Raw genomic sequence first — 26,843 nt, 5'->3', positions numbered from 1 at the left:
CTGTTCACAGCATTTTCGCCAGCAGGCGCACAAAACTGACGATTTCTCAGCATGAGCCCATAAAGCATCTACGCTGCAACAGGTCTGATCGACGCAGTAAAGGACGCACGCGGCTGCAGCCACAAGCCTAGGCCGCACCCAACTCACTCCAAATAAGGATTGGAGCCATGCTAAGAAAAACCCTACGACCCACCGCAACACTCGGTGCTGTCTGTCTTTTTGGCCTGAGCGCCCCTCTGCTGGCCGCACCCGCCAGTAGCAGCTCGCTGTTTGACCACTTCTGGAGCCCAGAACGGCTGCATCCGCATGAATGCCGTAGCGGCTTATTCAGCAACAGCCCGCTCACCCTGCCGCGCTGCATGCAGGCCAGTAACACCCTGCATCACCTACAAATGCTCGACAGCATTGCCCAAGCCAATAATGGCACTCGCGCAGCCGGCTTACCGGGCTATCAGGCATCACTGGATTACATCCAGAACACCTTAGAAAATGCTGGCTACCGTACCCAGCTGCAGGCTTTCCCCTTCACGGCCTTCTACCCGCAAGGCCCCGGGGCATTGGCCATCACCCTGCCCAGCCCGAAAAGCTATGCCTGGGAAACCGACTTCACCTACCTGTCGCAAACCGAGCCGGGCAACCTGACCGCGAGCATTCACGCGGTTGACCTGCAATTGGGTGACGGCAACAGCTCCACCAGCGGTTGCGAAACCGAGGACTTTACCGGCTTCCCAGCCGGTGCCGTGGCGTTAGTGCAACGTGGCGCCTGTACCTTTGCGCAAAAAGTCGAAAACGCGGCCGCCGCTGGTGCCAGCGCGGTCATCATCTTCAACCAAGGCAACAGCGAAGACCGTAAAGGCCTGCTCAACGCCACGCTAGGTGACGCCTACGCCGGCGGTATTCCAGCAGTTTTTGCCACCTATGCGGTGGGCGAAGAGCTGAATCAGGCCGCCGGCACGCAAGTCGCCCTAGCGGTGGATGTGGTGCGCGAGCAAACCGAAACCTTCAACCTGATTGCCGAAAGCAAGCGCGGCAACCCCGAGAATGTGGTGATGCTCGGGGCGCACTTGGATTCAGTGTTTGAAGGCGCCGGGGTTAATGACAACGGCAGCGGTAGCGCCGCCTTATTGGAGCTAGCCTTGCAGATGCGCAAAGCGCGGCCAGTGAACAAGCTGCGCTTTGCTTGGTGGGGCGCGGAGGAGTCGGGCTTGGTGGGTTCCACCCACTACGTCACCAACTTGCCTGCCGAAGAGAAGGCGAAGATCAAGGTCTATCTGAACTTTGACATGATCGCCTCACCGAACTTTGCCTACTTCATCTATGACGGCGATGGCTCGGAGTTCGGCCTTGAAGGCCCGCCCGGCTCAAAAGCGGTCGAAGCCTTGTTCGAGAAGTACTATCGCCTGCGCGGCCTGCCATCGCAGGGTGATGAAATCAGCTTCCGCTCCGACTATGCGCAGTTCTTCTTGGACGGCATTGCCTTTGGCGGCCTGTTTACCGGCGCCGAAGACATCAAGAGTGAAGAACAAGCCAGCCGTTACGGCGGCACGGCCGGCGAAGCCTTCGACCCTTGCTATCACCAAGCCTGCGACAACATCAATAACTTGGATAGACGCGCTTTGGAGGTCAACGGCGACGCTATCGCGTTTGTCACCAGCTGGTTTGCCTTATCGACCAAGCTGATCGACGACGAGAAAGCCACTCCACCAACCCCAGCTCCGCTGATGAAAGCGCGCTCCGCTGCGTATGACATCACCCATTGGGGCAAACACTGGATTAAATAAGCCGTTAACAACAAGGCCCGCATCATGCGGGCCTTGTTGTATAGAACAGACCAGCGGGCAGCGTTATGCCAGCAGCACAACCCCAGCGGCGACAGCCAACACCAACACCGACAGGCCCAGTAACAGCGGTGCCTTCGAGCTAGCCGGCGCGGCAGCCAATGCCGCTTTCGGCGCCGTTTGTGGCACTTCGATACGCCCCGACTGCACCGACTGAGGTACCGGCTTGGGCAAGTCCAACGCCTTCATGAACAAGGTAGCGTCTTCTTCCTCGTGCGCTTGCACGCCGCTGACTTTGGGGCCAATCACCAGCAGCAAGACACCGCCCATCTGCACCAAATCACCGGGTTGCAGGCTGGCAGCAGCGACTTTCTTCTGGTTAACCAAAATGCCATTGGCAGAACCTAAGTCTTTCACCTCCAGCACGCCATCGCGGAAGAAAAATTCGGCATGCCGGCGCGACAGCTGCGGGTCTTCGAAGCAGGCATCGCACTTCACCGAGCGGCCCAAGGTCAACGAGCCCTTGAGCGGGAACTTCTTGCCCTGCCCCTCGCCTTGCATCACTTGCAGGCTCCACAAAGCCGGCTGATGGCTACGCGCCGGGCGCTGATTGGGGTCGCTCAGCTCCAGCTCTGTCAGCCCCAAGCGCAGCACATCACCAGCACGCAACTGGTAACGACTGCCGATACGCTCACCGTTAACGTAAGTGCCTTTTTCGCTGCCGCAATCGCTTAAGTAGTAGTGGCCTCCTTCGTGCTCAAGGCGTGCATGCTCAGCGCTAATGCCCTGACCTTGCAGCTGCAAAGTGGCCGTAGCGCCACTACCGAGCAGCAAGCTGTCTTCGGTGAGCCAACGGTCGGCTTGCGATTGATCACGAAAATGCAGTTTCAACATGGTGTGCATCACCTCTGGGTGCAAAACACAAAAACGCTGCGCTTACGTTGGCAGCACAACGTCAGTTAAACACCCGATTCCACAGGCGTTTTAACGGATTAGCTTCTGGCTGGCTGGGCTGCTCTGCTGCGCTGCCGGCGCTGGGCCTAGCGGGCTCAGCCTGCCGCTGTTGGCGCGCCGCCCGTGCCGAGCTTAACAGCGACTCGTGCTCGCGCTTTAAACGCAGCAGCTCGGCATCTTGCGGCGCTACGCTGAGGCCCTGCTGGATATACGCCAGCGCCTGCGGGAAATTCGGCTGACGGTAAGCCGCGCGCGCCAGTTGCGCAAAGCGTTTACCCACTTGCTCAAGCCCCGTGCGCGCTGGGCCGTTATCCGGGTCTTGCGCCAACACCTGATTAAAGTAGTACACAGCACTGTCTTGCTCAGGCTCGAGCAACTGGCCGGACTGTAAGCGTGCATGGCCTTGCGCAACCAGCCACGCCCAATGCGCCTGCTGCACACGCACTAAACCCTGACTTGCCTCGGCTTGCTCAGGTTGCAGCAAGAGCACCTGCTCGAAATAGTATTCGGCGTTATCTTCAGCCGGGCTGCGCAGCTGGCCTTGTTGCAAGCGCTCTTCGGCCAGCAACAGCAGCTCGGCAATGCGCGCCGCCTTGACTCGCTCAAGGCCATTGAGCGCTTGTTCGTTATCACCGTCTAAGCGCAGCACCTGGTTAAAGCTGGCTTGCGCGTTATCGCCCGCTGGCGTCATCAACTGGCCCAGCGCCATTTGCTGCTCGGCAAGCTGCAAGTAATCGCTGATACGTTCTTGGCGCAGCCAAAACAGCCAAGCACCAGCAATCACTAAACCTACACCCAAGCTCAAAAGCGTCCAGCTCAGTACGCTCAAACCCTGTGCCCCGGCGCGTTTACCGGCCACTGCCGGCGCTGCTGGCGTTGTCTTCGTAGGCAGCGCCAGAGCGGGACGTAATTGGGTTTCGTCTAGATCTTCGTCGTCGCTTTCTAGGGCATCCAGCTGCTGCAACAAGCTGGCACAGCTGTCTAGGCGCTGCGCCGGGTCTTTGGCCAGCAGGCTGTTGACTAGCGGCTGGTAGTGCTGCAAACCCGCCGGCAATTGCGGAATGGGCAACTGCACATGTTTGAGCACCGTCTGCGTGTAGTTATCGCCACGAAACGGATTAACGCCGGTGAGCATTTCTAGCCACATCACGCCCAAGCTATACAGGTCGCAACGCGCGTCGATTTGCTCGCCACGTGCTTGCTCTGGGCTGATATACGAGGGGCTACCGACAGCAATGCCGAACTGAGTCAGCTCGCTATCCACTGCCAGCTCTTTGGCGATACCAAAGTCGCTGATCACCGCACTGCCATCGGCGCGAAAGAGGATATTCGCCGGCTTTAAATCGCGATGTACCAAGCCGCGCTCATGCACCACCCGCAGGCCACTGGCCAGCTGACGGAGAATCTCCAGCGCACGCTTAGGATCTAACGGCTGGCCTTTAAACTGGGTCAGATCGCCACCGGCGACAAACTCCATGGCAATGTAATGGCGTCCATCGTCCAGCTGGCCGATGTCATAAATGGTGATGATCGACGGGTGATTCAGCGAGGCCAACATGTGCCCTTCACGCACAAAGCGGGCGCTGAAGTCCTCGTCGGTTTTGAGCAGCACCTTGATCGCCACTTTACGTTTGAGCGACAACTGGGTGGCCAAATACACCTCGGCCATACCGCCTTTACCTAAGCGGCCATGCACCTGATAACCGGGAATTTCGATCAGCGTTTCGCTCATCGCCAACACACCCTCAACCACGTCGCCAAATTCGTTTGTACCAAGGCCGCGCTTCTGCCAGCGGCGGCGCATCATAAGGCCGCGCGAGCAGCACGCAAGAAATATTGTCGTGGCCACCGGCGGCTTCTGCCGCGCTAATCAAGGCCAGCAAGCGGCTTTGCAGCGTGCCTTCGCCGTGTGCCAACAGAGCAATCTGCGCATCGTCCAACTCGCCGGTCAGGCCGTCGCTACATAATAAGAGCAGCTCGCCACTGCGCAGCTCGCCGTCTAGCAGGCCTACCTGCAGAGGCCCGGGCTCACGCCCTAAACACTGGGTCACGATATTGCGCCGTGGGTGCTCACGCGCTTCATCGACCGACAGTTGGCCGGCATCGATCATCGCTTGCACCCAGCTGTGATCATGGCTGAGCTGTTCGATATACCCAGCGCCTACACGATAGGCTCGGCTATCGCCTACCCAAGCCAATTCGAAGTGAAAACCGTCAAAGCGGGCCGCGACCACCGTAGAGCCCATACCGATGCGATCGGCATGGCCTTCAGCCTCGGCGCGCACATAGTCATTGGCATGCTGGATGGCCGCTTCTAACGTGGCCCCGGCAGTCAACTGGCTCTGCAAGGCTTCGATCACCAAGGCGCTGGCCAACTCACCTTTCTGGTAGCCGCCCATGCCATCGGCCACGGCCCACAGCCCCAGCGCTGGGTCTGCGAGCACCGCGTCTTCGTTATGTTCACGCACCGCACCAACAACACTGTGCGCGCAAAAATCCAGATACGCCGCTTGGGTGGCAAGAGACATGGCAGGCCTTAAATCGCAACTGGGCAACAAACCGCCATCATGCCTTGCGCGCTGTAAGCACACCACGGCTTAGGCGTAACAAACCGTCGAAGTGTTAAAACGTCGAGGTTATTCAGCGCTTAGCTTGGCAAAGTGGCTGAGCCGTTCAGTTCACTTGGCCTCGCTATTGAGCAGTAGGCCCGGCTCGATATAGCGCTGGTAATGCGCCTGCGAGAGCAAAAAATACTCTTGCTCGATAGCATCGCGCAGGGTGGTCAGGCTGACGTCCTGAAACTCGCGGGTGACGGCCACGCCGTAGGCGGTTAAATCGCTGATTTGCCCGGCGCCACGCTGAATCAGCCGATAGGCCAAAAAATAAGCGTTGTGACTGTCTTTTGGCAGCATGCTGCGCGCACTCAGCTCATTCTTTAAACGCGGCAAGTCAAACACCTCGACGCGCGAGCTGATCACCTGCACCAATAAAGACTCTAAACGCCGCCACACCGCGCGTTTGGCCTCTTCGTCGTAGCCATTCCAGTCCACCACTTCATGGTGAAAACGCTTACAGCCACGGCAGACCACATCGCCATACACGGTAGAGCACAGCCCTACACACGGTGTTTTAACCCGCTCGCCCTGCATAAACCCTAACTCTTAACGCAAACAACGGCGCATCTTAGCCCTTTGTCGAGTGCCATTCACCCGCCGGACGTCTGTCGCTCTGCTTAACTTTGATGGCGCATTCCATTAGAATCGGTGCGCTTTTGATGAAAGTCGTCACCACAAGACATGCTCTAGCATGGCCAACATGACGGTTTTCTATCTTTGCCAAAGCCCAAGAATCGAAGCTGTTTTCAAAGCGTCACGAGCTTCCGATCCGCCTGGGGCCTCGCGCAGCGTTCCCTCCCTGCGCACCCCACACGTTTTATCAAGGCGGCGTAAAACTTTGAAAGCAGCTTCGCTTAAGCCGTAGCACTGATTGGCGGGGTCGCTCACAAAGCGGCGAGCGCAGTCAGGTAACGGGATGCTGGATATAAGTCCCACAGCCTGTGGGATCACTGATGAGGGTATAACTGTGCTTGAAGCCTATCGCAAACACGTAGAAGAACGCGCCGCCCTTGGCGTTGTACCTCAGCCTTTGACCGCTGAGCAGACTGCCGCGCTGGTAGAACTGCTGAAGAACCCGCCGGCGGGCGAGGAAGAGTTTCTGCTTGATCTGATCACCAACCGCATTCCGCCGGGCGTTGACGAAGCTGCCTACGTTAAGGCTGGTTTCCTGTCCGCCGTAGCCAAAGGCGAAGCCACTTCCCCGCTGATCAGCAAGCAACGCGCCGTTGAGCTGCTGGGCACCATGCAGGGCGGCTACAACATCGCCACACTGGTTGAACTGCTGGACAACGCCGAGCTGGGCACTGTTGCTGCTGAGCAACTGAAGCACACCCTGCTGATGTTTGATGCCTTCCACGACGTGGCAGAAAAAGCCAAAGCCGGCAACGCTAACGCCAAAGCCGTGCTGCAGTCTTGGGCTGACGCTGAGTGGTTCAAGGCGCGCCCTGCGCTGGAAGAAAAAATCTCCCTGACCGTGTTCAAAGTACCGGGCGAAACCAACACCGACGACCTGTCGCCGGCGCCGGATGCTTGGTCGCGTCCGGACATCCCGCTGCACGCGCAAGCCATGCTGAAAATGGCCCGCGACGGTATTGAGCCGGAGCAGCCGGGCTCGGTTGGCCCGCTGAAGCAAATCGAAGCGGTGAAAGCCAAAGGCTTCCCGGTTGCCTACGTGGGTGACGTTGTCGGTACTGGTTCTTCGCGTAAGTCCGCCACCAACTCGGTGCTGTGGTTCTTCGGTGACGACATTCCTTACGTGCCGAACAAGCGCGCTGGCGGCTTCTGCTTCGGCAACAAGATCGCCCCGATCTTCTACAACACCATGGAAGACGCCGGCGCTCTGCCGCTGGAAATGGATGTTGCCAACCTGAACATGGGCGACGTGATCGACGTGTACCCCTACGCCGGCAAAGTGTGCAAACACGGCACCGACGAAGTGATCAGCACCTTCGAACTGAAGACTGACGTACTGCTCGACGAAGTTCGCGCTGGCGGCCGTATCCCGCTGATCATCGGCCGTGGCCTGACTGAAAAGGCGCGCGCTGAGCTGGGTCTGGCACCGTCTGACGTGTTCAAGAAGCCGGTTGCTCCGGCTGACAGCGGCAAGGGCTTCACCCTGGCGCAGAAGATGGTTGGTCGTGCGTGCGGCTTGCCGGAAGGCCAAGGCGTGCGTCCGGGCACCTACTGTGAGCCGAAGATGACCACCGTGGGTTCGCAGGACACCACAGGCCCGATGACCCGTGACGAGCTGAAAGACTTGGCTTGCTTGGGCTTCTCTGCCGACCTGACCATGCAGTCTTTCTGTCACACCGCGGCCTATCCGAAGCCGATCGACGTGACCACACACCACACCCTGCCTGACTTCATCATGACCCGTGGTGGCGTTTCCCTGCGTCCGGGCGACGGCATCATCCACAGCTGGCTGAACCGTATGCTGCTGCCGGACACCGTTGGTACTGGTGGTGACTCGCACACCCGCTTCCCGCTGGGCATCTCCTTCCCGGCCGGTTCTGGTCTGGTGGCGTTCGCTGCCGCCACTGGCGTTATGCCGCTGGACATGCCGGAATCGGTACTGGTGCGCTTCAAAGGCAAAATGCAGCCGGGCATCACCCTGCGTGACCTCGTGCATGCCATTCCTTACTACGCGATTCAGGCAGGCCTGCTGACCGTAGAGAAGAAAGGCAAGAAGAACATCTTCTCTGGCCGCGTGCTGGAAATCGAAGGTCTGAACGAACTGACCGTTGAGCAAGCGTTCGAACTGTCTGACGCCTCTGCTGAGCGTTCCGCGGCTGGCTGCACCATCAAGCTGCCGGAAGACGCGATTGCTGAGTACCTGAAGTCCAACATCACCCTGCTGCGTTGGATGATCAGCGAAGGCTACGGTGACCCGCGTACTCTGGAGCGTCGTGCTCAGGCTATGGAAGCATGGCTGGCCAACCCAGAACTGCTGGAAGCCGACAAAGACGCCGAATACGCTGCCGTGATCGAAATCGATCTAGCCGACGTCAAAGAGCCTATCCTCTGCGCCCCGAACGATCCGGACGACGCGCGTCTGCTGTCCAGCGTTGAAGGTCAGAAGATCGACGAAGTGTTCATCGGTTCGTGCATGACCAACATCGGTCACTTCCGCGCTGCCGGTAAGCTGCTGGAGAAAGTCAAGGGCGGCATTCCGACCACCCTGTGGCTGGCTCCGCCGACCAAGATGGACCAACACCAGCTGGTTGAAGAAGGCTACTACGGCATCTACGGCAAGGCCGGTGCGCGCATGGAAATGCCGGGCTGCTCGCTGTGCATGGGTAACCAAGCACGTGTGAAGACTGGCTCGACTGTGGTGTCGACCTCGACCCGTAACTTCCCGAACCGTCTGGGTGACGCGACTAACGTGTTCCTGGCATCGGCGGAACTGGCGGCAGTTGCCTCTATCGTAGGCAAGCTGCCGACTGTGGCGGAGTACATGGAATACGCGAAGAACATCGACAGCATGGCTGCCGACGTGTATCGCTACCTGTCCTTCGACCAGATCGCTGAGTTCAAGGAAGCCGCTGCTAACGCGAAGATTCCGGTCGTTCAGGCCTAATCGCAGCGTTTAGCTCAACAAGCCCCGCCTCGTGCGGGGCTTGTTGTTTCTGATTGGCACAAATGCCCGCCAGCACTGCCGCACAGCCCTTGGTGCTACCCTAACCGCTATGCCAGACTCGCCGGCACCTGAATTGGAGAGCCGTATGAGTAAAACCAAAGCCAACCGCCTCACCCGTGTCGTTAACCTAATCGACAAAGCCCCCGCCGGCTGGCGTACTGGGCTGCTGTCACTGGTGTTCGGCAAGAGCGTTAAGTTTGCTGGCACTGCCAAGGTACGCGTGCATCAGCTGACGCACGAGCGCTCTGAGCTGAGCATCGCCAACCGCAAGAAAGTGCAAAACCATATTCAGGGCGTGCACGCCGCTGCCATGGCCCTGCTGGCCGAGTCGGCCACCGGCTTCTTAGTCGGCATGAATGTGCCGGACGACAAGCTGCCGCTGATGAAGTCGTTAAAAGTGGATTACCTAAAGCGCACCACCGGCGGCCTAAAAGCCGTGGCTTCGCTGACGCCTGAGCAAATCCACGCGATTCACACGCAAGATAAAGGCGAGGTTCTGGTTAAGGTGGTCGTCACCGACGAAGCCGGCATCGAGCCCATCGCCTGTGAAATGCTTTGGGCTTGGGTCAGCAAACAGCGCAAGAGCGCTTAACCACGCCTTATGGCGCGTCGCCCATCACCACGGGCCTGCCGGCGCCGCGCCATTCCAAATAATCGCCACGCAAGTGCCGCACGTGGCTAAAGCCTTTGGCCTCCAGCAACTCGATGGCATAGCGAGTGCGAGTGCCGCTGTGGCAATACACCACCACCGGCTGATCGCGGTAGGCCGTGAGCTCGGCCAAGCGCATACCTAACTGATCGTGACTGATATTGTGCGCGCCACTGATATGCCCGGCGGCATATTCATTGGCGCTGCGCACATCCAGCAGCAAAGCCGGTGGCTCGGCGAGCAGTTGCTGCTGCGTCACCCACTGCGCCGCACTCAGCCCAGCACTTAACAGCAGCAACACAGCAAACCCACAGGATCGCAGCAAACGCATCAGAGCCTCCACAAGCCACGTTTTACTCAGCCTAACGCTGTGACTGAAGGATGCAAGCCACAGGTGCAATGCACTCAGAACCTCGCCTATCTCCTCTGCTCGACAAAGCCCTATAAGCGGCAACAACACCCGCGCAGCAACCAGCAAGAGACGCCTGAACAGTTCACCTCTCCCCCCTAGATTTACGGCCTGCACGCGCAAACCGCAGGCTTTTGCAAGCAGGCGCTATGCCGGCTCAAGCTCCATAAGCTATGGTCGATAACAGAGGCAGACTATTAATACGCTTGTTCAAGGACACCGCCATGCTGTTGAACCGGTTATCCATTCAGTCACGCATCTTATTACTGAGCGCCATTAGCCTGCTGACGGTGGTCATGGTGCTCGTCGGTTTATCCATCTACCGCGCCGACGAAATGCGCGATGGGATTAAAGCCTCGTCACAAGCGCTACTGGATGACTGGGCCAAGAAACGCATCGAAGCCCGCGGCAATGAGTGGGCACTGGCCCTGCAAAGCGATTTTCGTGACGCCTACAACTATGGCCGTGGCTTGGCCGCCCAGGTTGAGTTTCTCCGCTCGCAACAGCAAAAACGCATGCTCGCGGCTTCCGGCCTGCGTGAAGATATGACTGCGCAGATTCGCGGCGCGTTGGAAGATTTCCCCGAACTGATTGGCGTCTATGTCGCCTTCGAGCCCGACGGCCTCGACAACAAGGACTACATGTTCGCCAACCAAGAAGCCCTCGGCAGTAACGGCAAAGGGCGTTTTTCGGTGTATTGGAGCTGGGACGACAACCGCCAACCGGCGCTGGAAGTGATGAGCGAAGAAAACCTCGCCGACACCACCCCCGGCCCCAGCGGCGCTCCCTATAACGCGTGGTACACCTGCCCGATCAACACTAAACAAACCTGCGTGCTCGAGCCGTATGTCGATCAAGTCGACGGCAAAGACACGCTGATGACCAGCATCGCCTTCCCGCTGCATGCCGGCGAGCGCATTGTCGGCGTGGTCGGCTTAGATATTTCACTGAAAAACTTCCAAGCCACCGCCACCCAAGGCGGCGCAACCCTGTTTGATGGCAACGGTGAAATCAGCATTTTCAGCCCCAGCGGACTGATTGCAGGCAGCAGTAATCACCCTGACATGCTCGGCAAACCGTTAGCCAGTGCCTTGCCAGAGCTGCATCAAAAACTCGCCAGCTATATAGGCGGCACCACGCCCAGCGCCTTTGCTGATAATGACTTCTTAAGTTTTTACAGCCCCATTGTGCCTATCCCCAATGCCAAGCCTTGGGGCTTGCTGCTGCAAGTGCCGGAGAAATCCTTACTCGCCCCTGCTATCGAGCTGGCCGAACAAATGGACAGCCAAAACGCCACCTCGACAACCTTGGCGATTGGCGGCGGCATGCTGATGACCTTGCTCGGCTTATTGCTGGCATGGCTCAACGCACGCAACGTCGTGGTGCCGCTTAAGCAGGTTTCGGCCCGCCTGAAAGAAATCGCCACCGGCGATGGCGACCTCACCCAACGCCTGCGTTACAACAATGCCGACGAACTGGGCGAGCTGTCGGGCTGGTTTAACCGTTTCTTGGACAAACTGCAGCCCGTGATTGCCGACGTTAAGCAGTCAGTGGTCGATGCGCGCAGCACCGCCGACAGCGCCGCCAATATCGCCGGGCAAACCAGCGATGGCATGCAGCAGCAGTTCCGTGAAATTGACCAAGTCGCCACCGCCAGCCAAGAAATGGCCCACACTGCCCAAGAGGTAGCGGCCAGCGCTGCACAAGCCGCCGAGGCGGCGCGCAATGCCGACGGCGCCAGCGAGCAAGGCATGCGGGTGATCAACAGCACCACCCAGAGCATCGACACCTTAGCCGGCGACATGAGCACCGCCATGGCGCGAGTTGAAAAACTGGCTGCCAACAGCGAGCAAATTGGCTCGGTGCTGGAGGTGATCCGTGCGATTGCCGAGCAAACCAACCTGCTGGCGTTAAACGCCGCCATCGAGGCCGCCCGCGCCGGCGAGCAAGGCCGTGGCTTTGCCGTGGTGGCTGACGAAGTGCGCAACTTGGCCAAGCGCACGCAAGACTCGGTAGAAGAAATTCGCCAAGTGATCGAAGACCTGCAAAAAGGCACCGTCGAAGTAGTGGGCGCCATGCAGTCCAGCCATCAACACGCGCAAGGCAGTGTCAGTCAGGTCGAAAAAGCCGTCGAGGCGCTGGAAAAAATCCGTCAGGCCGTCGGCGTCATCAACGACATGAACCTACAGATTGCCAGCGCGGCAGAAGAACAAAGCGCCGTGGCCGAAGAGGTGACGCGCAACGTATCGAGCATTCGCGATGTCACCGAATCGCTGTCTGGGCAAGCCGACGAATCGGCGCGCATCAGTCAGGCACTGAATGACTTGGCCAACCACCAGCAGCAACTGATGGAGCAGTTCCGCACCTAAGCGGTGGCCGCAAAAGCCCCTCAAACTGGCCCCGTACTGCCTTGCCCCCACGGCAGCACAGGGCTAGCCTGCGCTTTTCCCCGAGCATGAAGGAATCTCATGGCCAATATTGCCTTTATCGCCGGCTCCAGCCGTGCCAACAGTCAATCCAGCAAGGTCGCGCGCTTTTTGCGTCAACGCGCCTGCATCTTGGGCTTAACCACCGAGCAAGACAGCAGTGTGATCGACTTAGGCCTCGCGCCCTTGCCCCTGTGGCCCGCCGAAGACCAAGGCCCGTGGGCACTGTATGCCGAGCAACTGGGCGATGCCGATGCGGTGGTGGTGATTAGCCCAGAATGGAATGGCATGGCCTGCCCGGCGATCAAAAACTTCTTTATCTACGCCAGCAAAGCGCAATTAGCCCATAAGCCGGGCTTGTTGGTCGGGGTTTCTTCCGGCGTGGGTGGCAGCTACCCGATCAGCGAGCTGCGTGCCAGCAGCTACAAAAACTGCCGCCTGTGCTATCTGCCTGAGCATTTGATCATTCGTCAGGTGGAACAGGTACTCAACCTGCCCGAAGCCAGCAGTGACGACGATCAGCGCATTCGCGAGCGCATCGACTACACCTTAGGCGTGCTGGGCCTGTACAGCGATGCGTTGGAGTCCGTCCGCGCAGCGGTAGACATGCACGACAAGCGCTTTACCAACGGCATGTAAATCACCAAGCCGCAGGGCATTAACCCTGCGGCTTGGCCTGCTAGCGCGTTACAGCTTGAGCTCTACCAGCGCCACTTGGCCGCTTTTTTCCAGGCCTGCGAGCACATAATGCCGGCCATCCAACGGCAAGTACGCCAAGCCCTCGGGGGCCAAGTTGCCGCTACCGGCACCCTCGCCTAAACCAAGCACTTGCACCACTTTCGGCGCCTTAATGTCGCTTAAATCGACCAACGCCAAGGCATCGGCACGCTCTAGCGCCACCACGGCCCACAGCGTGTCGCCAGCGATAAAGCTCAACACATTTTCAGGCTCAGCACCTTTAGCCGGGCTGCGCGCATCGGGGTAAACACCGGCTGCGGCGGCCATGTCATCCAACTGACTGGCCGTATCGGCAATCAGCTGGCCATTACTGGCAGCAAAAATACTCAAGGTGCGGCCACCGGCAGCCGGTTGCCCGGCTTTAAGTTTTTTCACTTTGGGCTCGGTGTCGCCTTCATCGGCCGTCAGCAGGTAGGCGCCGTCGGGGGTAACGCTAATCCCATCGGGTTCGCGCAACGCCGTCAGGGCATAGTCGGGGCGGTATTGGCCATCCTCTTTCACATCGGCCGGGTGCTGCGTCATGCCCAAGCCCCAAATTTGCGCGATGCTGGCTTGCGCCACATCCACCTTCAGCACGGCGTTGTTTTCCTGCAGGCTGACGTAGGCAAAGCGGCTATCGGGGCTGAAGGTGACGTATTCAGGCTCCAGATGCTCTGGGCTGTTATCGAAAGGCAGCGTGAGCTCTTGGCCGTTGATTTCGCGCTCCAGCTTACGGCCGTGCAGCGGCTCGACCATGCCTGGGTGGCCATGCAGCGCCGGCAACGCAATCTCCTGATGCTGCCAGGCCGCAGGCTCGCCCACCGTGCGCAACAAGCTGAGCGAGCCACGCGCAGTGACATAGCCGGCGCCCACGGGCACATAGCCCTCGCCCTCGTTGGCGACCAGCAAATGCTGGCCGTCGGGGCTAAACGCCAAGCTATCCGGCCAAACGCCTATCGGCAGACTGGCCAAAGGCTGGCCGGCTTTACCATCGAGCACCAATACGCGCCCCGGCTTGAGTGCATCGCCGCTGCGTACCGCCAGCGCCAAGTAATCATGCAGTGGATGAAACGCCACGGCGGTCATCTCTTCGCCATCGCTCAGCACGTCAGCAAAACGCGCGATGGGTTGCAGGCCTTGCGGGCTGAGCTGCAAGACATCCACTAAGCCTTCTTCGCTATTAGATACCGCAACCCGCTGGGTGGCCGCCTGCACGCTGACAATTTCTGTGCCTTTGGCAAAACCCGAGTTCCACACCTGTTGCAGTGTTAGCTGCGCCGCCGACAGCGGTAATGCCATAACCACTAAGCCGCAGCCAACGATGGATTTACCCCACATGCCATTTACTCCCTAGCCAGTTCAGTTGAGCTGGGCGGAGTCTGCGTAGGCAATGTAACAAAGCCATGACAGCAACCTGTGCTTCATCTAAGCGTCACACTCACCCACTAAGGTGGGTAAAAATGCTTGAGCGAGATGGCCATGCAGACACCCTATGCCCTGCACTCAGTGCTCTTTAGCCTATGCGGTAGCTTGGTCGACTTTGGCAGTCACTGCCGCACGCACTGGCAGCGGCATGCCGATTTGCCGGGCTTAATTCACGAGGCCGAGCAGCATGCCAAACGCTTGGCCGCCGGAGCGCGGCAGTGTTTGCAACACCTGCACCAACGCCAGCTGCGTTACCTGTGGGTGGATGACTTACCGGCACCGGCCTGCGCCGTGTTGCAGCGCCCATTAAGCGAGATCAGCGCCAGCAACGTGGACGCCTTGCAATGGAATGCCCAACACCTGCGCCCTTGGCCCGCACCTGATCGCCTCTGGCACGCGCTCAGCCACTTAGAAGCCCCTGCACTGCACGGTAGTGTGCTGGTATCCAGCGACCCGGCCACCCTGCAAGCCGGCATGAACGCTGGCTTATGGTGCATAGGCCTAGCCGTGAGCAGCCAGCATATTGGCCTTAGCGAATCAGAGTGGCATGCCCTGCCCGCGCCACAGCAAGACGCCTTGCGCGCTCAAGCAACCTTGGGGTTGTTCAAACTGGGCGTGCATTCGGTGATCGACAGCGTCAGTGAGCTGCCCGATTGCTTAGATGATATTGCCCACCGTTTAGCGCGCGGCGAGCGGCCTTGATACAGGTCAGGCACAGCAAGCACTTATGCATTACCCTGAAAGTGAACAAGCAATCGGGGGCTCACTATGCCGCGCAAAACTTTGCAGCAACAACTCGAAACCCTGCGTCAGCAGCTGGCCGAACCAGATCGACTCAGCGATGACGACCGTCACGCGCTGCTCGAACTGGCCAAAGATATCGAGCGCTTTGCCGATACCGACGAGCCTCACATGCCCGACGACAACCTAGTCGACGGGGTGAACTTGGCCGTGGAGCGTTTCGAAGCCGAATTTCCGGCGCTGACCAGCACCTTGCGCAATGTGCTGCAAGCACTGGCCAACATGGGTATCTAAACACCACCAGCGCCAAGCCACGCCCAAAACCAGCGGCGGCTTGGCGCAGCGTGTTACTGGCGCGGCAAACGTCCCCACTGCGGGGCCGCTTGCGAGGTCGAGCGATAGGGGTTGATATCCAAACCGCCACGGCGCACATAACGCGCATACACCGTCAGCTCGGCGCCATCACCGAGCAAAGCGCGCAAGTCGCAGAAGATGCGCTCCACACACTGCTCGTGAAAATCCGCGTGCTGACGGAACGACACTAAGTAAGCCAACACACTGGCGTGATCCAACTGCGGGCCACGGTAATCAATCACCACCGTGCCCCAGTCCGGCTGGCCCGTTACCGGGCAGTTAGATTTGAGCAGATGGCTATATAAGCGCTCCACCACGCTCTGACTCGGTGCAGCGAGCTTGAGCAGGCGCGCGTCGAGCTGATAGCTATCAATCGCCACGTCCAGCTCATCCAAGCACACGCCCTTAAGCGACTGTATGGCAGGCGCCTGATCGAGACGGTAAACAACCACCGAAACCTGCGCACCGGCAGCGGCGGATAAGTCGCGCTGCAGAACGTCTTGCACCTCGTTTGGCGAGGCATAGCGGGTTTGATTCAGCGAGTTGAGGTACAGCTTGAATGACTTCGACTCGATGATATTCGGCGAGGCAGCGGGAATGCTGAACTCAGCAATCGCCACCACCGGCTTGCCGCCGGGCGCCAGCCACGACAGCTCGTAACAGGTCCAGACATCGACACCGGCAAACGGCAGGGCGTCGGCGCTTAAGCCCAGCTCGGCCCACTTCGGTGCGCGGGGAATCGGATACAGCAACTCAGGGCTGTAGGTGTCGCGGTATTCGCTGGATTTGCCCAGCGGGGAATGCAAAACATCGTTAGTCATAGCAATCTCGTTACTGACGCATGCCGGTGCCAGTCACCAGCAAACGCCATGCAAAGCCATACAGCAACACCACCGCCAGCAGCATCATGCCCAAGGCGATGCCGATGGAAATATCCGACACCCCGAGGATGCCAAAGCGGAAGGCGTTAACCATATGCAGAATCGGGTTTATCAACGACACGTTTTGCCAAAACTCTGGCAGCAGGTCGATGGAATAAAACACCCCGCCCAAGTAAGTCAGCGGCGTAAGGACAAAGGTGGGGATAATCGAAATATCGTCAAAACTGCGCGCATACACGGCATTGATAAAGCCGCCCAAGGCAAACACGGTAGCGGTGAGCAGCACCACCAAGGCAGTTAGGCCTAAGTGATGCACGCTGAGCTTAGTGAAGAACAACGACAGCAAGGTAACGATAAAGCCCACCGCCAAACCGCGTAGCACGCCGCCCACCACAAAGCCGACCAAGATCACGTGGGCCGATACCGGCGCCACCATCAGCTCTTCAATCGAGCGCTGAAACTTAGTGCTAAAGAAGCTCGATACCACGTTGCTGTACGAGTTGGTGATCACCGACATCATGATCAGCCCCGGCACTATGTACTGCATGTAGTCGAAGCCGCCCATCTCGCCAATGCGGCTGCCGATCAGGTTGCCGAAGATGACGAAATACAGCGCCATGGTGATCGCCGGGGGCAGCAAGGTTTGCGGCCAAATGCGCATAAAGCGGCGCACTTCTTTCACCACAATGGTTTGCAGGGCCACCGCAGCGGCGCGAAGTTCTAGGCTCATGCGCGGTTCTCCTGGAGGTTTTTTTCCACCAGCGAGACAAACAGCTCTTCAAGGCGGTTGGTTTTATTGCGCAGGCTCAGCACTTCAATGCCCTGTTCGGCCAGCTGAGTAAACAAAGCGGTCATGCCCTGCTCTTTCTCGACTTGCACTTCCACGCTGTGCGCATCCAACAAGCTGGCCTGATAGCCATTGAGCGTGGGCAAGCTAGTCAACTCTTGGGCGATATCCAGCACGAAGGTTTCCACATGCAGCTTCTTCAGCAACTCGCGCATGCTGGTGTGCTCGGCAATCTGGCCGTGATCGATAATCGCGATATTGCGGCACAGCTGCTCAGCTTCTTCCAGATAGTGGGTGGTGAGAATAATCGTCACGCCTTGCTGGTTTAGCTCGGTCAAAAATGTCCACATCGAACGGCGCAGTTCGATATCCACGCCGGCAGTCGGCTCATCGAGAATCAACAGGCGCGGCTCGTGGATCAGCGCGCGGGCAATCATCAGGCGGCGTTTCATGCCGCCGGAAAGCATCCGCGTTGGTACGTCGCGCTTATCCCAGAGGCCCAGTTGCTTCAGGTATTTTTCCGCACGCTGCGCGGCTTCTTTGGCGGGAATGCCGTAGTAGCCGGCTTGGGTGACGAGAATATCGAAGGCTTTTTCAAACTGGTTAAAGTTGAACTCTTGCGGCACCACGCCCAAGCAGCGCTTCACGCCGATTAGATCGGCATCGAGGTCGTGACCGAACACCTCAACTTTGCCGGCGCTCTTGGTCACCAGCGAGGAAAGAATGCCGATGGTGGTCGACTTGCCGGCGCCATTGGGGCCCAGCAAGGCAAAGAAATCGCCTTCTTGCACCGCAAGATCGATGCCCTTCAGCGCGGTAAAACCGTTCGCGTAGGTTTTTTGCAGCCCGCTAATGCGCAGTGCCGTGGTCATAAAACTGCCTAGAGTGCTTATTCGTAAGCCCTCTGTTATGGGGGCAAACCGGCAGGTTTACAAGGCGCTGTTTTATAAGGCTGCCGCCTCGGCATGCATATCGCCTTGCAGGCAATCACCCAGCGAGCCTTGAGCGGCAATGCTCTGAAACTTGGGGTAGAAATCCAGCAGATACGCCTTAGCCATCGCCACCGGCACATCGGCAAAGCTGCCGTGCTGGCGTAAGTACTCCATGTGCTTGTGGCCTGCGCCATTAAAGGCATGGAACACGCTGTCGTCGTGGCCGTTAAAATCCAGCGGGGCCACTTTCATCAAGCGGCACAAGGCTTGGTTAAAGGTGGGCGTGGCCTTCACCCAGCGCTCATTCAGGTACAGCTCGGTGAAGCCGTGCATGGCAAACACATCGCTACCGAGCGCTTCAATTAAACGCGGCGTGGACAAGTGGTTACGCACATCGGCCAAGCCAATCCGTGCGGGAATCCCGCAGTGCCGCGCACAGGCCGCCAGCAGCGCGGCCTTCGGCACGCAGTAACTCTCACCCTGCACTACCGCATGGCTAGCCTTAAACGTGGCATCGTCAAAACTAAACACATACGGGTTGTAGCGAATCTCATCGCGCACCGCGTAATACAGCGCCACCGCCTGCGCCACTGGCGAGGCATCGCTACCGCGATGCTGCTCAGCAAAGGCCATCACCGCCGGGTGATCGCTGTCGATATACGTGCTGGGGTTTAAGAATGCGTGCATGGTCAGTCCTCCGCCATTCAGTCTTCAACCATGCGGCACACAGCACAAACGACAGACTCGACAAGCAAGGCGCTATTTATGCCAGCAGTCGGCATTTTCAGCACAAAAAATAACCGCCCCGTAGGGCGGCTATTTAGCACTTACAAACAACGACAGCGTTAGTCGGCGCTCGGCACAGCACCGGGTACATCCATCTCGTTCTGCGCAGTCGCTTGGCGACGCTTCAAGCGCTTCACCCAGTAGTCAGCATTCTTGATGCCCAGCTTCTCGGGATCGAAGACGTACTCACTAACACCCGCCTTCTGCTGATCTTCATAGTCTTTCAGCGAGGCCATGGCCGGGCGCACCGCAAAGAAGATGATCAGAATACCGATGATGTTCAACCACGCCATCAAGCCCACACCCAAGTCACCTAAGCCCCAAGCCAGGTCAGCAGTTTTCACAGCACCGTACAGGGTGGCCGCCATGATGCCGACCTTGAGGACGAACATGGCACCCGGCACCTTGATGGTGCGACGGATATACGCCACGTTGGTTTCGGCAATGTAGTAGTACGCCAAAATGGTGGTGAACGAGAAGAAGAACAGCGCCAAGGCCACAAACGGCTTACCTACGCCCGGCATCATGCTTTCGATCGCTGCCTGGGTGAATGCCGGGCTGTTAGCCGCCACATCCGCACCCATGTTTTGGATCAGGAACACGCCTTCACCCGCACCATGCACGTTGTACATGCCGGTGATCAAAATCATGAAAGCGGTTGCGGAGCAGACGAACAGGGTATCGATGTAAATCGAGAACGACTGCACTAAGCCCTGCTGAGCCGGGTGATCAACCTCGGCAGCCGCGGCCGCGTGCGGGCCAGTACCCTGACCGGCTTCGTTGGAGTAAACGCCACGCTTAACGCCCCAACCAATCGCCGCACCGACACCCGCCATCGGCGAGAAGGCATCGCCAACGATCAGCGCAATAATGCCCGGCACTTGCTCGATGTTCATCGCCACGATCACACAGGCCACGATGATGTAGCCCAGCGCCATGAACGGCACCACGATCTCAGCAAAACGCGAAATACGCTTCACGCCGCCGAAGATGATGAAGCCCAGAATCACTACCAGTACGGTGCCGGTCAAAAGCTTGGCAGAGCTGATCAAACCGAAACCGGTTTCGATCATAGTGCCGGCGCCGAACGCGGTTTCCACCGCATTACCGATACTGTTGGACTGCACGCCCGGCAGCAACAAACCACACGCCAGCACAGTCGCGATGGCGAAGATCCAGGCGTACCACTTCTGCCCCATGGCTTTCTCGATGTAGTAAGCCGGGCCGCCGCGATATTGGCCTTCGTCTTCTTCTTTGTAGATCTGCGCCAAGGTGGACTCGGCATAGGCAGTAGCGGCGCCCAAGAAGGCCACCATCCACATCCAGAACACCGCACCCGGGCCACCAAAACCGATAGCCGCAGCCACACCGGCAATGTTACCGGTACCTACGCGGCCCGACAGCGATACCGCCAAGGCTTGGAAAGACGAAATACCCTTTTCCGACTTTTTGCCGGAGAACAGCAGACGGCACATTTCGCCAAAATGACGAACCTGCACGAAACGGGTAACGATGGAGTAGAACAGGCCGGCGCCCAAACACAGGTAAATCAGTGCTGGACTCCAGACCAGGCCATTTAAGGTATTGACCAGGTCTTGCATGGAAGGGATCCCCTTGCTTGTTGTGGTTGTTGCGCCTCGCTTGTGGCAAAGAGCGCATTGTTGGAGTTTCGGGAGCCCGGATGGTAGCGGCATTAACACAGGATTAATTTCTAAATTCGGACGCACTTTCAACAAAAAGAAACAGTTTTGCGACACCTAACGAGAAAAGTCACCAGCGCAATAACCATACAGCAGAAAAGCCACCTCTCTGGCTTGGGGCTTAGCCGCGCAAGTCTCTATACTGCGACCTTTGTCGACTAGCCAACGAGTACTCATGACCCTCGACGCCCACACCCAATTTCACCTCGGCCTGCTTAAACAGTTGCACACCCTGCTGAGCGCCCTGACCGACCTCGATCATTGGTCAGCCGAGAGCCATAGCGAACTGCTGGAAGAGCTCAACGGCCTGTGCAGTGCCTTAGAGCAAGGCCAATTTGATGACTGGTTCAGCGGCCAAGACGTGCTGTGCAAGGTATTCAACCGCTACCCGCAAGTCGCGCATCTCATCCCACGGGACTTACTGTGGTTCTTTGGTGGTGACTGCCTGCACTTTATGCCCGATGAAGAGATCGAAGCCTTCCAAGCACTCGACGAGCAGCGCCATGCCGCCGAACAAGCCGGTGAAACCTTTGATTGGGGCAAAGCCCGCCAGCTGCAATTAAGCCAAGACGACGGCCAGCGTCACTAAGGCCGACATTGATTGGCCTAGCGCTAAGCCCACGGCGCTAGGCCAAGAGAGGAAATCAAGACATAAAAAAACGCCACCCGAAGGTGGCGTTTTTCATATTTGGAGCGGGAAACGAGACTCGAACTCGCGACCCCGACCTTGGCAAGGTCGTGCTCTACCAACTGAGCTATTCCCGCAATGGCGTCCCCTAGGGGACTCGAACCCCTGTTACCGCCGTGAAAGGGCGGTGTCCTAGGCCACTAGACGAAGGGGACGCAAACTGGATAAACCAGCAGACGCCACTAGGACAATTCAGATTTTCAAAAAACCTGAGAAAATTTGGAGCGGGAAACGAGACTCGAACTCGCGACCCCGACCTTGGCAAGGTCGTGCTCTACCAACTGAGCTATTCCCGCATGGCGTCCCCTAGGGGACTCGAACCCCTGTTACCGCCGTGAAAGGGCGGTGTCCTAGGCCACTAGACGAAGGGGACGTGGCCCTGGAGCTTTCCAGGCTTCTCGCTGTGCAGCGGAAGTGGCGCGCATTCTATGGAGCACCTCCAATAGCGTCAACCCCCTTTTGCAGTTTTTTTTGCAAATCAATGCCTTGGCGTGTTTTTCTCAACTCGCTGGGCCTCTTGCCGACAAACCACTACACTGCCTTAAGACATTGTTATCGATTCGGAGTTGCCAGTGTCCCCACTGATTATTGTTCTGCTGATACTTGCCGGCGTGATTGTGCTGGGCGTGATTGCCTTTATTAATCACTCCATGGAGCAAGCCAAGCTGCAAAAGATGCGTTTAAAAGCCGAATGCAGCGAGCGCATCCGCCGCTTAACAGAACTCTCCGAGCACTTCCCCGGGCAATTTATGAGCAAGGAACTGAAAGTCCTGCTCACCCGACTTGAACTGCACTTTGCCGAAAAACTTAACGACATAGACAAAGGCAGTCAGAACAGCCGCGTCGCCGAACTGAAAAAAATCCTCGAAAAGCCCGACGAAATCGCCATCACCAACGCCAAAGTACGGGTCGACAACGAAGCCAAGGCGAAAAAGATTAAGCAACTGCTTGAGGTGCTCATGCACCAATTACAGCGCGCCACCCATGAAGGCCTGCTAGCGCAAAAAGACGCCAAAGCCTGGGCAAAAGAAGTGCGCAACATGCTGGTCAAGCTGCATATCCAACTGTTTTCTACCCAAGGCGAAATGTTCTTAAAGAAAGACCAACCCCGCCAAGCGCGCCTCGCCTTTGAGCGCGGCGTGACGTTTCTAAAGAAACAACCCGATATCGACCAACATCAACCGGCTCTTGCTGAATTTGAAGCGCGCTTAGCCAAGGCCAACGACATGGTGCTTGATCAAGACAAAGCCAGCGCCGAAGACACCAGCGCGCTTGGCGATGCCGTTCAGGAACAAAGCCAAGAGGAAGAGTGGAAGAAGAAGACCTTCTAATCCCCCACCACTCAGCGCCGCCATCCCGCGCTTACCTGCCCGCCTAACAAACGCGCCAAGCCACAAGCCAACTTGGCGCATCTGCCAGCTTAATTTCCGCACAGTCGTGCTATAACCCAAGCTCCGCCCATTGCCTTGGAGTCGTTATGAGCTTGACCGTATTTGGCGCCCCACTCTCGCCCTTCGTGCGCAAAGTGCGCCTGTACTTAGGCCAGCGTGAGATGGACTACCAGCTGGAAGTCGTCATGCCCTTTGGCCAGCCTGAGTGGTATTACGATTTGAGCCCACTGGGCCGCATCCCCGCCCTGAAAGACGGCGACCTCGCTCTGGCCGACTCCAGCGTGATCTGCCAATACCTTGAGGAGCACTACCCAGGCGGCACCCTGTACGGCAACAACGCCGCCGACAGCGCCAAGATTCGCTGGTTAGAGAAATATGCCGACTACGAGCTGGCACCACTGACCACTTTCGTGGTGTTTCGCAACCGCGTGTTAAAACCCATGACCGGCGGCAAGCCGAACGAAGAAGCCATCCGCGACACGCTCGACAACCTACTGCCTAAGCACTTTGACTACCTTGAGAGCACCCTAGGCGAGCAGGCCTACTTTGTCGGCAACGCACTGAGCATGGCGGATATCGCCTTCACCTGCCAAATCATCAACATGGGCCACGGCGGCGAGCAAATTGAACAAAGCCGCTGGCCTAAGCTGCACGCCCTCGCTGAGCGCATCAAAGCCCTGCCCTTTGTGCAGAGCATTCTGCAAGGCGAAACGAAAATTCTCGAAAAAATGCGCGGCACACGCTAAGCAAACGCCAGAAATGCAAAAGCCGCGATCCAGTCGCGGCTTTTTTTATCATCCAGCTCGTTAAGCTGGGTTACATCTCAGTGGCGTCTTCCACGCCTTCGCTGTCGTCCCAGTCATCAGCATGACCTTCGAGCAGCTCTTCCAAATAATCGTCCATCTTCTTGTTTCCTATGCTTCTTCTCTTCATTTGCGAGCACAGGATAAACCTAGAACAGTGACAAACACATGACAAGGGTCATGGGAAATTAAAAAGCCCCTGCACCGAAGTGCAAGGGCTTTAAGAGTGGCGCAGCGGACGGGACTCGAACCCGCGACCCCCGGCGTGACAGGCCGGTATTCTAACCGACTGAACTACCGCTGCGCATTTCTCGACTTGGTGGGTGGTGACGGGATCGAACCGCCGACCCGCTGCTTGTAAGGCAGCTGCTCTCCCAGCTGAGCTAACCACCCCTGTGTCGAGAGCGCGCAATTTACGCATCCACCTCGCGCAAGTCAATCATTTCTTTGAACTTTTTTCATTTTCCTAGAAAAACAACAACGCCCCGACGAGACGGAGCGTTGTTGGCAGAAGAGCACTTAGTAAAACGCGTTTTCTTTATTGCTATGGTCAGTCACATCGCGCACGCCTTTCAGCTCCGGGATGCGTTCCATCAAGGTTTTCTCAACGCCGTCTTTCAGGGTGACGTCGACCATGCCGCAGCCTTGGCAACCGCCACCAAACTGCAATACAGCAATGCCCTCGTCGATATCCACCAACGAAACCTGCCCACCATGGCTAGCCAAACCCGGGTTTACTTCGGTTTGCAGGTAGTAGTTGATGCGCTCGTTCAGCGGGCTGTCTTCACCCACCTGCGGCACCTTAGCGTTTGGCGCTTTGATGGTCAGCTGACCACCCATGCGGTCGGTGGCGTAGTCCACCACGGCATCATCTAGAAACGGCTCACTGACCGCATCGATCCACGCGGTGAAATCTTTTAAGGCAAACGCCGTGTCTTCGGCCTTTTGTTCGCCGGGCTTGCAATACGCAATACAGGTTTCTGCGTATTGAGTGCCGGGCTGGGTGATAAAAACGCGAATACCGATGCCTTCGACATTCTGCTTACTGAGCAGATCAGCTAGGTAGGCTTGGGCGGCTTCGGTGATGGTGATATTGCTCATGACAACTCCTCACAAGGCTATGCGCGCAGTGTAAGGGATCAGGCCTTGCGACGAAAGCCCAAGTATTTTACTCAACTATTTCACAGCCGCTTATTCGCTCTTAGGCAACAAGCTGCTTTGGTTGCGTCCACCGTGCTTGGATTGATAGAGCATTTGATCGGCCTGCTCTAGCCATGTACCCGCCGAGGCGATACCGTCAACCAGCTCGGCAACGCCTAAGCTCACGGTAAAGCGAATCTCGCGCCCTTCATGCATCACCAACAAACGCTCGATGTGGGTGCGAATGCGCTCCGCGAGAATCATCGCCCCATCACCGGGCGTGTCGGGCAGCAGACAGACAAACTCCTCACCACCATAGCGCCCGGGAATATCGGTGTTGCGCACTAAGCTGCGCATGGCTTCCGCCACCTGCCGAATCACTTCATCGCCGGCTGGGTGACCGTAGGTGTCGTTGATCTTCTTGAAGTGGTCGATATCAAAAATCAGCAACGACACCGGCTGGTGGTAGCGGTTAAAGCGGTGGTATTCGGCGTGAAGGCACTCTTCCCAATAGCCACGATTGAACAGCTGGGTAAGACGGTCGGTACGCGACAAGCGCTCCAGCTTCATGTTGGCGTCTTGCAGCTGGCTTTTGTTCACCGCCACATCGGTCACATCGTAAATCACCACACCAATGTGCTCAACCACGCCAGTGGTGGATTTCAGCGGCAACAAGGTGATGTTCTGGTACATGAAATCAGCCATGCCGGTGATGGGCTGATAGCTTTTAAAGTTCATCAAAAACGGCCGTTGTTCCCAAATGCTAAACGCCGGGGTGCCCAACAAGGCCACGCTTTCTACCTTGCGGCGAAACCAGGCTTCTTCGATTTCTGGGAACAAGGCAAACACCGACTGCCCTTGCGTCTGATCAGGCGCTAAGCCGGAGTGGTTCTCCATAAAGCCGTTCCACACTTCGACCTGATACTCACGATCAAGCACCATCACGCCCACATCGACGCTGTGGATGATTTCCAGCAACCAGTGAAACGACTTCAGTTCATCGGTAACGGTCATGCTCAGTCCATCATGTGGCCAATTTTATCGGTCAGGCGCTTAACCGAATCTTCGGTGAACAACAGCAGCAGATCGAAATGAATACGCATGCCTTCGATGCCGTAACTGATTTCTACCGCCAAGGTCTTCTTCCAGCGGCTTTTGTTTACGTGCATCAAATCACCAATCGCACAGTGCTGGCCGAGCATTTGTGGATGGCCCTGCGAGAAGCGCACATCCAGCTGCCGCGCAATGCCCGACAGGCAAGCACCAATCAAAATGCTCGCCAAGTCCATCAACAGCTCTTGCTCTTGCAGCTCGTTGTCTAAGTGCTCGATACCCAAGAGCTTGGCGATATCAATCACTTCCGAGTCATGGAAGATCAGCAGCGCTTCACCGGCGATACCGTCGCCGATATAGCCCTGGCACACCGCCGACAAACGCTGCCCCTGATCGATATCGGCCAAGGCCATGGACAGCTCGCCCACCTCAAAAATATTCACGTTAGGGATAGGCAGCTGCACAAACACGCCTAAGGCCTTGGCCAACAGCGCCGCAGCCTGCCCCATGGCCACGTTGTTGACCTCGCGAAACGCATCGCGAAAGCCGACTTTAAATTCTGGCCGATCAATTTCGGCATGCAGTGGGCTACCGGCGGGCCGGGGGTCGTAGATGCCCAACTGCTGCAAAGTCTCCAACACCAGCTCGGGCGCCGCCGGTTTTTTCAGAAAGGCCAGCGCGCCTAGCTCGGTAACACGGCGCACTGCCTCTTCTTGAACGTCGCCCGACACCACGATGACCTTAGCCTCAATGGCGTTGGCCTTGAGCATCTGCAGAACCTGATAGCCGTCCATCTCCGGCATTGTTAGGTCAAGCAATACCACCTGCCCAAGACCATCCATGATGGCCTTAAGGCCTTCTTTGCCGTTGGCTGCCTGGGTGATAGAGACCGGCCAATCCGCCGGCAGTGCCCGGATCAGCTGTTTACGGGCCATGCCCGAGTCATCACATACCAATAATGGAATCGCAGCCACAGG

At 57.7% G+C, this 26,843-nt stretch carries 24 protein-coding genes and 6 tRNA genes; 10 read left to right on the top strand and 20 right to left on the bottom strand.

What is annotated here, in order from left to right; genetic code table 11:
• Positions 1 to 167 precede the first annotated feature (167 nt).
• Entirely contained in the window at positions 168 to 1,781 is a 1,614-nt protein-coding gene (locus tag BMX80_RS11885; RefSeq protein ID WP_074868773.1) for a M28 family metallopeptidase, read from the top strand.
• A gap of 63 nt (positions 1,782 to 1,844) precedes the next feature.
• Here the strand turns inward: BMX80_RS11885 and BMX80_RS11880 are convergent, their stop codons facing one another.
• From BMX80_RS11880 to BMX80_RS11865, 4 genes are all read right to left on the bottom strand, one after another.
• Positions 1,845 to 2,672 (bottom strand): FHA domain-containing protein, encoded by an 828-nt coding sequence (locus BMX80_RS11880; RefSeq protein ID WP_074868960.1) that lies wholly within the window; start codon positions 2,670 to 2,672, stop codon positions 1,845 to 1,847.
• 61 nt (positions 2,673 to 2,733) lie between these two features.
• Positions 2,734 to 4,539 carry a serine/threonine-protein kinase gene (locus tag BMX80_RS11875; RefSeq protein WP_083394320.1) on the bottom strand — a complete coding sequence of 602 codons (1,806 nt, stop codon included), beginning with the start codon at positions 4,537 to 4,539 and terminating at the stop codon, positions 2,734 to 2,736.
• On the bottom strand, positions 4,478 to 5,260 hold the full coding sequence (locus tag BMX80_RS11870) for a PP2C family protein-serine/threonine phosphatase (protein WP_074868767.1): 783 nt from the start codon (positions 5,258 to 5,260) through the stop codon (positions 4,478 to 4,480). Before BMX80_RS11870 ends, BMX80_RS11875 begins: the two co-directional genes overlap by 62 nt.
• A gap of 150 nt (positions 5,261 to 5,410) precedes the next feature.
• Positions 5,411 to 5,881 (bottom strand): DUF1289 domain-containing protein, encoded by a 471-nt coding sequence (locus BMX80_RS11865; protein WP_071871287.1) that lies wholly within the window; start codon positions 5,879 to 5,881, stop codon positions 5,411 to 5,413.
• A 433-nt stretch (positions 5,882 to 6,314) separates the two neighbouring features.
• Between BMX80_RS11865 and acnB the strand changes: the two genes are divergently transcribed.
• Both acnB and BMX80_RS11855 read left to right on the top strand, forming a co-directional pair.
• Positions 6,315 to 8,924, top strand: a complete 2,610-nt coding sequence (gene acnB / locus BMX80_RS11860; RefSeq protein ID WP_074868765.1) for a bifunctional aconitate hydratase 2/2-methylisocitrate dehydratase — start codon at positions 6,315 to 6,317, stop codon at positions 8,922 to 8,924.
• 145 nt (positions 8,925 to 9,069) lie between these two features.
• A complete protein-coding gene (locus tag BMX80_RS11855) occupies positions 9,070 to 9,576 on the top strand; it encodes a DUF4442 domain-containing protein (RefSeq protein ID WP_074868762.1) in 507 nt (168 codons plus the stop codon).
• 7 nt (positions 9,577 to 9,583) lie between these two features.
• On the opposite strand, the gene BMX80_RS11850 is transcribed toward BMX80_RS11855, so the two are convergent.
• A complete protein-coding gene (locus tag BMX80_RS11850) occupies positions 9,584 to 9,964 on the bottom strand; it encodes a rhodanese-like domain-containing protein (protein WP_074868759.1) in 381 nt (126 codons plus the stop codon).
• Positions 9,965 to 10,266: 302 nt separating this feature from the next.
• Here BMX80_RS11850 and BMX80_RS11845 point away from each other — a divergent pair, with 302 nt between their 5' ends.
• The gene (locus BMX80_RS11845; protein WP_074868756.1) at positions 10,267 to 12,411 is read left to right on the top strand and encodes a methyl-accepting chemotaxis protein; all 2,145 of its coding nucleotides are present in this window, start codon (positions 10,267 to 10,269) and stop codon (positions 12,409 to 12,411) included.
• A 99-nt stretch (positions 12,412 to 12,510) separates the two neighbouring features.
• On the top strand, positions 12,511 to 13,107 hold the full coding sequence (locus BMX80_RS11840; protein WP_074868752.1) for an NADPH-dependent FMN reductase: 597 nt from the start codon (positions 12,511 to 12,513) through the stop codon (positions 13,105 to 13,107).
• A 48-nt stretch (positions 13,108 to 13,155) separates the two neighbouring features.
• Here BMX80_RS11840 and BMX80_RS11835 read toward each other — a convergent pair whose 3' ends face one another.
• Entirely contained in the window at positions 13,156 to 14,523 is a 1,368-nt protein-coding gene (locus BMX80_RS11835; RefSeq protein ID WP_074868749.1) for a choice-of-anchor I domain-containing protein, read from the bottom strand.
• 141 nt (positions 14,524 to 14,664) lie between these two features.
• Here BMX80_RS11835 and BMX80_RS11830 point away from each other — a divergent pair, with 141 nt between their 5' ends.
• Together BMX80_RS11830 and BMX80_RS11825 are read left to right on the top strand one after the other, a co-directional pair.
• Complete coding sequence (locus tag BMX80_RS11830) at positions 14,665 to 15,312, top strand: HAD family phosphatase (protein WP_235821641.1); 648 nt, start codon at positions 14,665 to 14,667, stop codon at positions 15,310 to 15,312.
• A gap of 66 nt (positions 15,313 to 15,378) precedes the next feature.
• Positions 15,379 to 15,645 carry a DUF4404 family protein gene (locus tag BMX80_RS11825; protein ID WP_074868741.1) on the top strand — a complete coding sequence of 89 codons (267 nt, stop codon included), beginning with the start codon at positions 15,379 to 15,381 and terminating at the stop codon, positions 15,643 to 15,645.
• Positions 15,646 to 15,698: 53 nt separating this feature from the next.
• On the opposite strand, the gene queF is transcribed toward BMX80_RS11825, so the two are convergent.
• The 5 genes from queF to BMX80_RS11800 all read right to left on the bottom strand — a co-directional run bounded on the left by queF (position 15,699) and on the right by BMX80_RS11800 (position 20,692).
• Complete coding sequence (gene queF / locus BMX80_RS11820) at positions 15,699 to 16,526, bottom strand: NADPH-dependent 7-cyano-7-deazaguanine reductase QueF (RefSeq protein WP_074868738.1); 828 nt, start codon at positions 16,524 to 16,526, stop codon at positions 15,699 to 15,701.
• A gap of 10 nt (positions 16,527 to 16,536) precedes the next feature.
• On the bottom strand, positions 16,537 to 17,316 hold the full coding sequence (locus BMX80_RS11815) for an ABC transporter permease (RefSeq protein ID WP_071871277.1): 780 nt from the start codon (positions 17,314 to 17,316) through the stop codon (positions 16,537 to 16,539).
• Positions 17,313 to 18,245 (bottom strand): ABC transporter ATP-binding protein, encoded by a 933-nt coding sequence (locus BMX80_RS11810; protein WP_074868735.1) that lies wholly within the window; start codon positions 18,243 to 18,245, stop codon positions 17,313 to 17,315. Before BMX80_RS11810 ends, BMX80_RS11815 begins: the two co-directional genes overlap by 4 nt.
• 72 nt (positions 18,246 to 18,317) lie before the next feature.
• The gene (locus tag BMX80_RS11805) at positions 18,318 to 18,992 is read right to left on the bottom strand and encodes a transglutaminase-like domain-containing protein (protein WP_074868733.1); all 675 of its coding nucleotides are present in this window, start codon (positions 18,990 to 18,992) and stop codon (positions 18,318 to 18,320) included.
• Positions 18,993 to 19,150: 158 nt separating this feature from the next.
• Positions 19,151 to 20,692, bottom strand: a complete 1,542-nt coding sequence (locus BMX80_RS11800; protein ID WP_074868731.1) for an alanine/glycine:cation symporter family protein — start codon at positions 20,690 to 20,692, stop codon at positions 19,151 to 19,153.
• A gap of 274 nt (positions 20,693 to 20,966) precedes the next feature.
• Here BMX80_RS11800 and BMX80_RS11795 point away from each other — a divergent pair, with 274 nt between their 5' ends.
• Complete coding sequence (locus tag BMX80_RS11795; protein ID WP_074868728.1) at positions 20,967 to 21,380, top strand: PA2817 family protein; 414 nt, start codon at positions 20,967 to 20,969, stop codon at positions 21,378 to 21,380.
• Between the two features lie 100 nt (positions 21,381 to 21,480).
• On the opposite strand, the gene BMX80_RS11790 is transcribed toward BMX80_RS11795, so the two are convergent.
• From BMX80_RS11790 to BMX80_RS11775, 4 genes are all read right to left on the bottom strand, one after another.
• Positions 21,481 to 21,556 (bottom strand) — tRNA-Gly (locus BMX80_RS11790).
• A gap of 2 nt (positions 21,557 to 21,558) precedes the next feature.
• A tRNA-Glu gene (locus BMX80_RS11785) sits at positions 21,559 to 21,634 on the bottom strand.
• A gap of 65 nt (positions 21,635 to 21,699) precedes the next feature.
• Positions 21,700 to 21,775 (bottom strand) — tRNA-Gly (locus BMX80_RS11780).
• Position 21,776: 1 nt separating this feature from the next.
• A tRNA-Glu gene (locus tag BMX80_RS11775) sits at positions 21,777 to 21,852 on the bottom strand.
• Positions 21,853 to 22,051: 199 nt separating this feature from the next.
• Here BMX80_RS11775 and BMX80_RS11770 point away from each other — a divergent pair.
• Positions 22,052 to 22,810, top strand: coding sequence for a hypothetical protein (locus tag BMX80_RS11770; RefSeq protein ID WP_074868723.1), 759 nt, complete (start codon positions 22,052 to 22,054; stop codon positions 22,808 to 22,810).
• Between the two features lie 146 nt (positions 22,811 to 22,956).
• Positions 22,957 to 23,616, top strand: coding sequence for a glutathione S-transferase family protein (locus BMX80_RS11765; RefSeq protein ID WP_074868721.1), 660 nt, complete (start codon positions 22,957 to 22,959; stop codon positions 23,614 to 23,616).
• A 284-nt stretch (positions 23,617 to 23,900) separates the two neighbouring features.
• Here the strand turns inward: BMX80_RS11765 and BMX80_RS11760 are convergent.
• The 5 genes from BMX80_RS11760 to BMX80_RS11740 form a co-directional block, all read right to left on the bottom strand.
• A tRNA-Asp gene (locus BMX80_RS11760) sits at positions 23,901 to 23,977 on the bottom strand.
• 13 nt (positions 23,978 to 23,990) lie between these two features.
• Positions 23,991 to 24,066: transfer RNA gene (locus BMX80_RS11755), tRNA-Val, on the bottom strand.
• Positions 24,067 to 24,192: 126 nt separating this feature from the next.
• Positions 24,193 to 24,774, bottom strand: coding sequence for a Fe-S biogenesis protein NfuA (gene nfuA, locus BMX80_RS11750; protein WP_074868719.1), 582 nt, complete (start codon positions 24,772 to 24,774; stop codon positions 24,193 to 24,195).
• A 90-nt stretch (positions 24,775 to 24,864) separates the two neighbouring features.
• Complete coding sequence (locus tag BMX80_RS11745) at positions 24,865 to 25,827, bottom strand: sensor domain-containing diguanylate cyclase (RefSeq protein ID WP_074868716.1); 963 nt, start codon at positions 25,825 to 25,827, stop codon at positions 24,865 to 24,867.
• Between the two features lie 2 nt (positions 25,828 to 25,829).
• The gene (locus tag BMX80_RS11740; RefSeq protein WP_074868713.1) at positions 25,830 to 26,840 is read right to left on the bottom strand and encodes a response regulator; all 1,011 of its coding nucleotides are present in this window, start codon (positions 26,838 to 26,840) and stop codon (positions 25,830 to 25,832) included.
• Positions 26,841 to 26,843 lie beyond the last annotated feature (3 nt).

This window comes from Atopomonas hussainii, assembly GCF_900109735.1.
GTDB lineage: Bacteria > Pseudomonadota > Gammaproteobacteria > Pseudomonadales > Pseudomonadaceae > Atopomonas > Atopomonas hussainii.
Note: the sequence above shows the minus strand (reverse complement) of the source record. Positions and strands in the feature narration are given on the sequence as shown.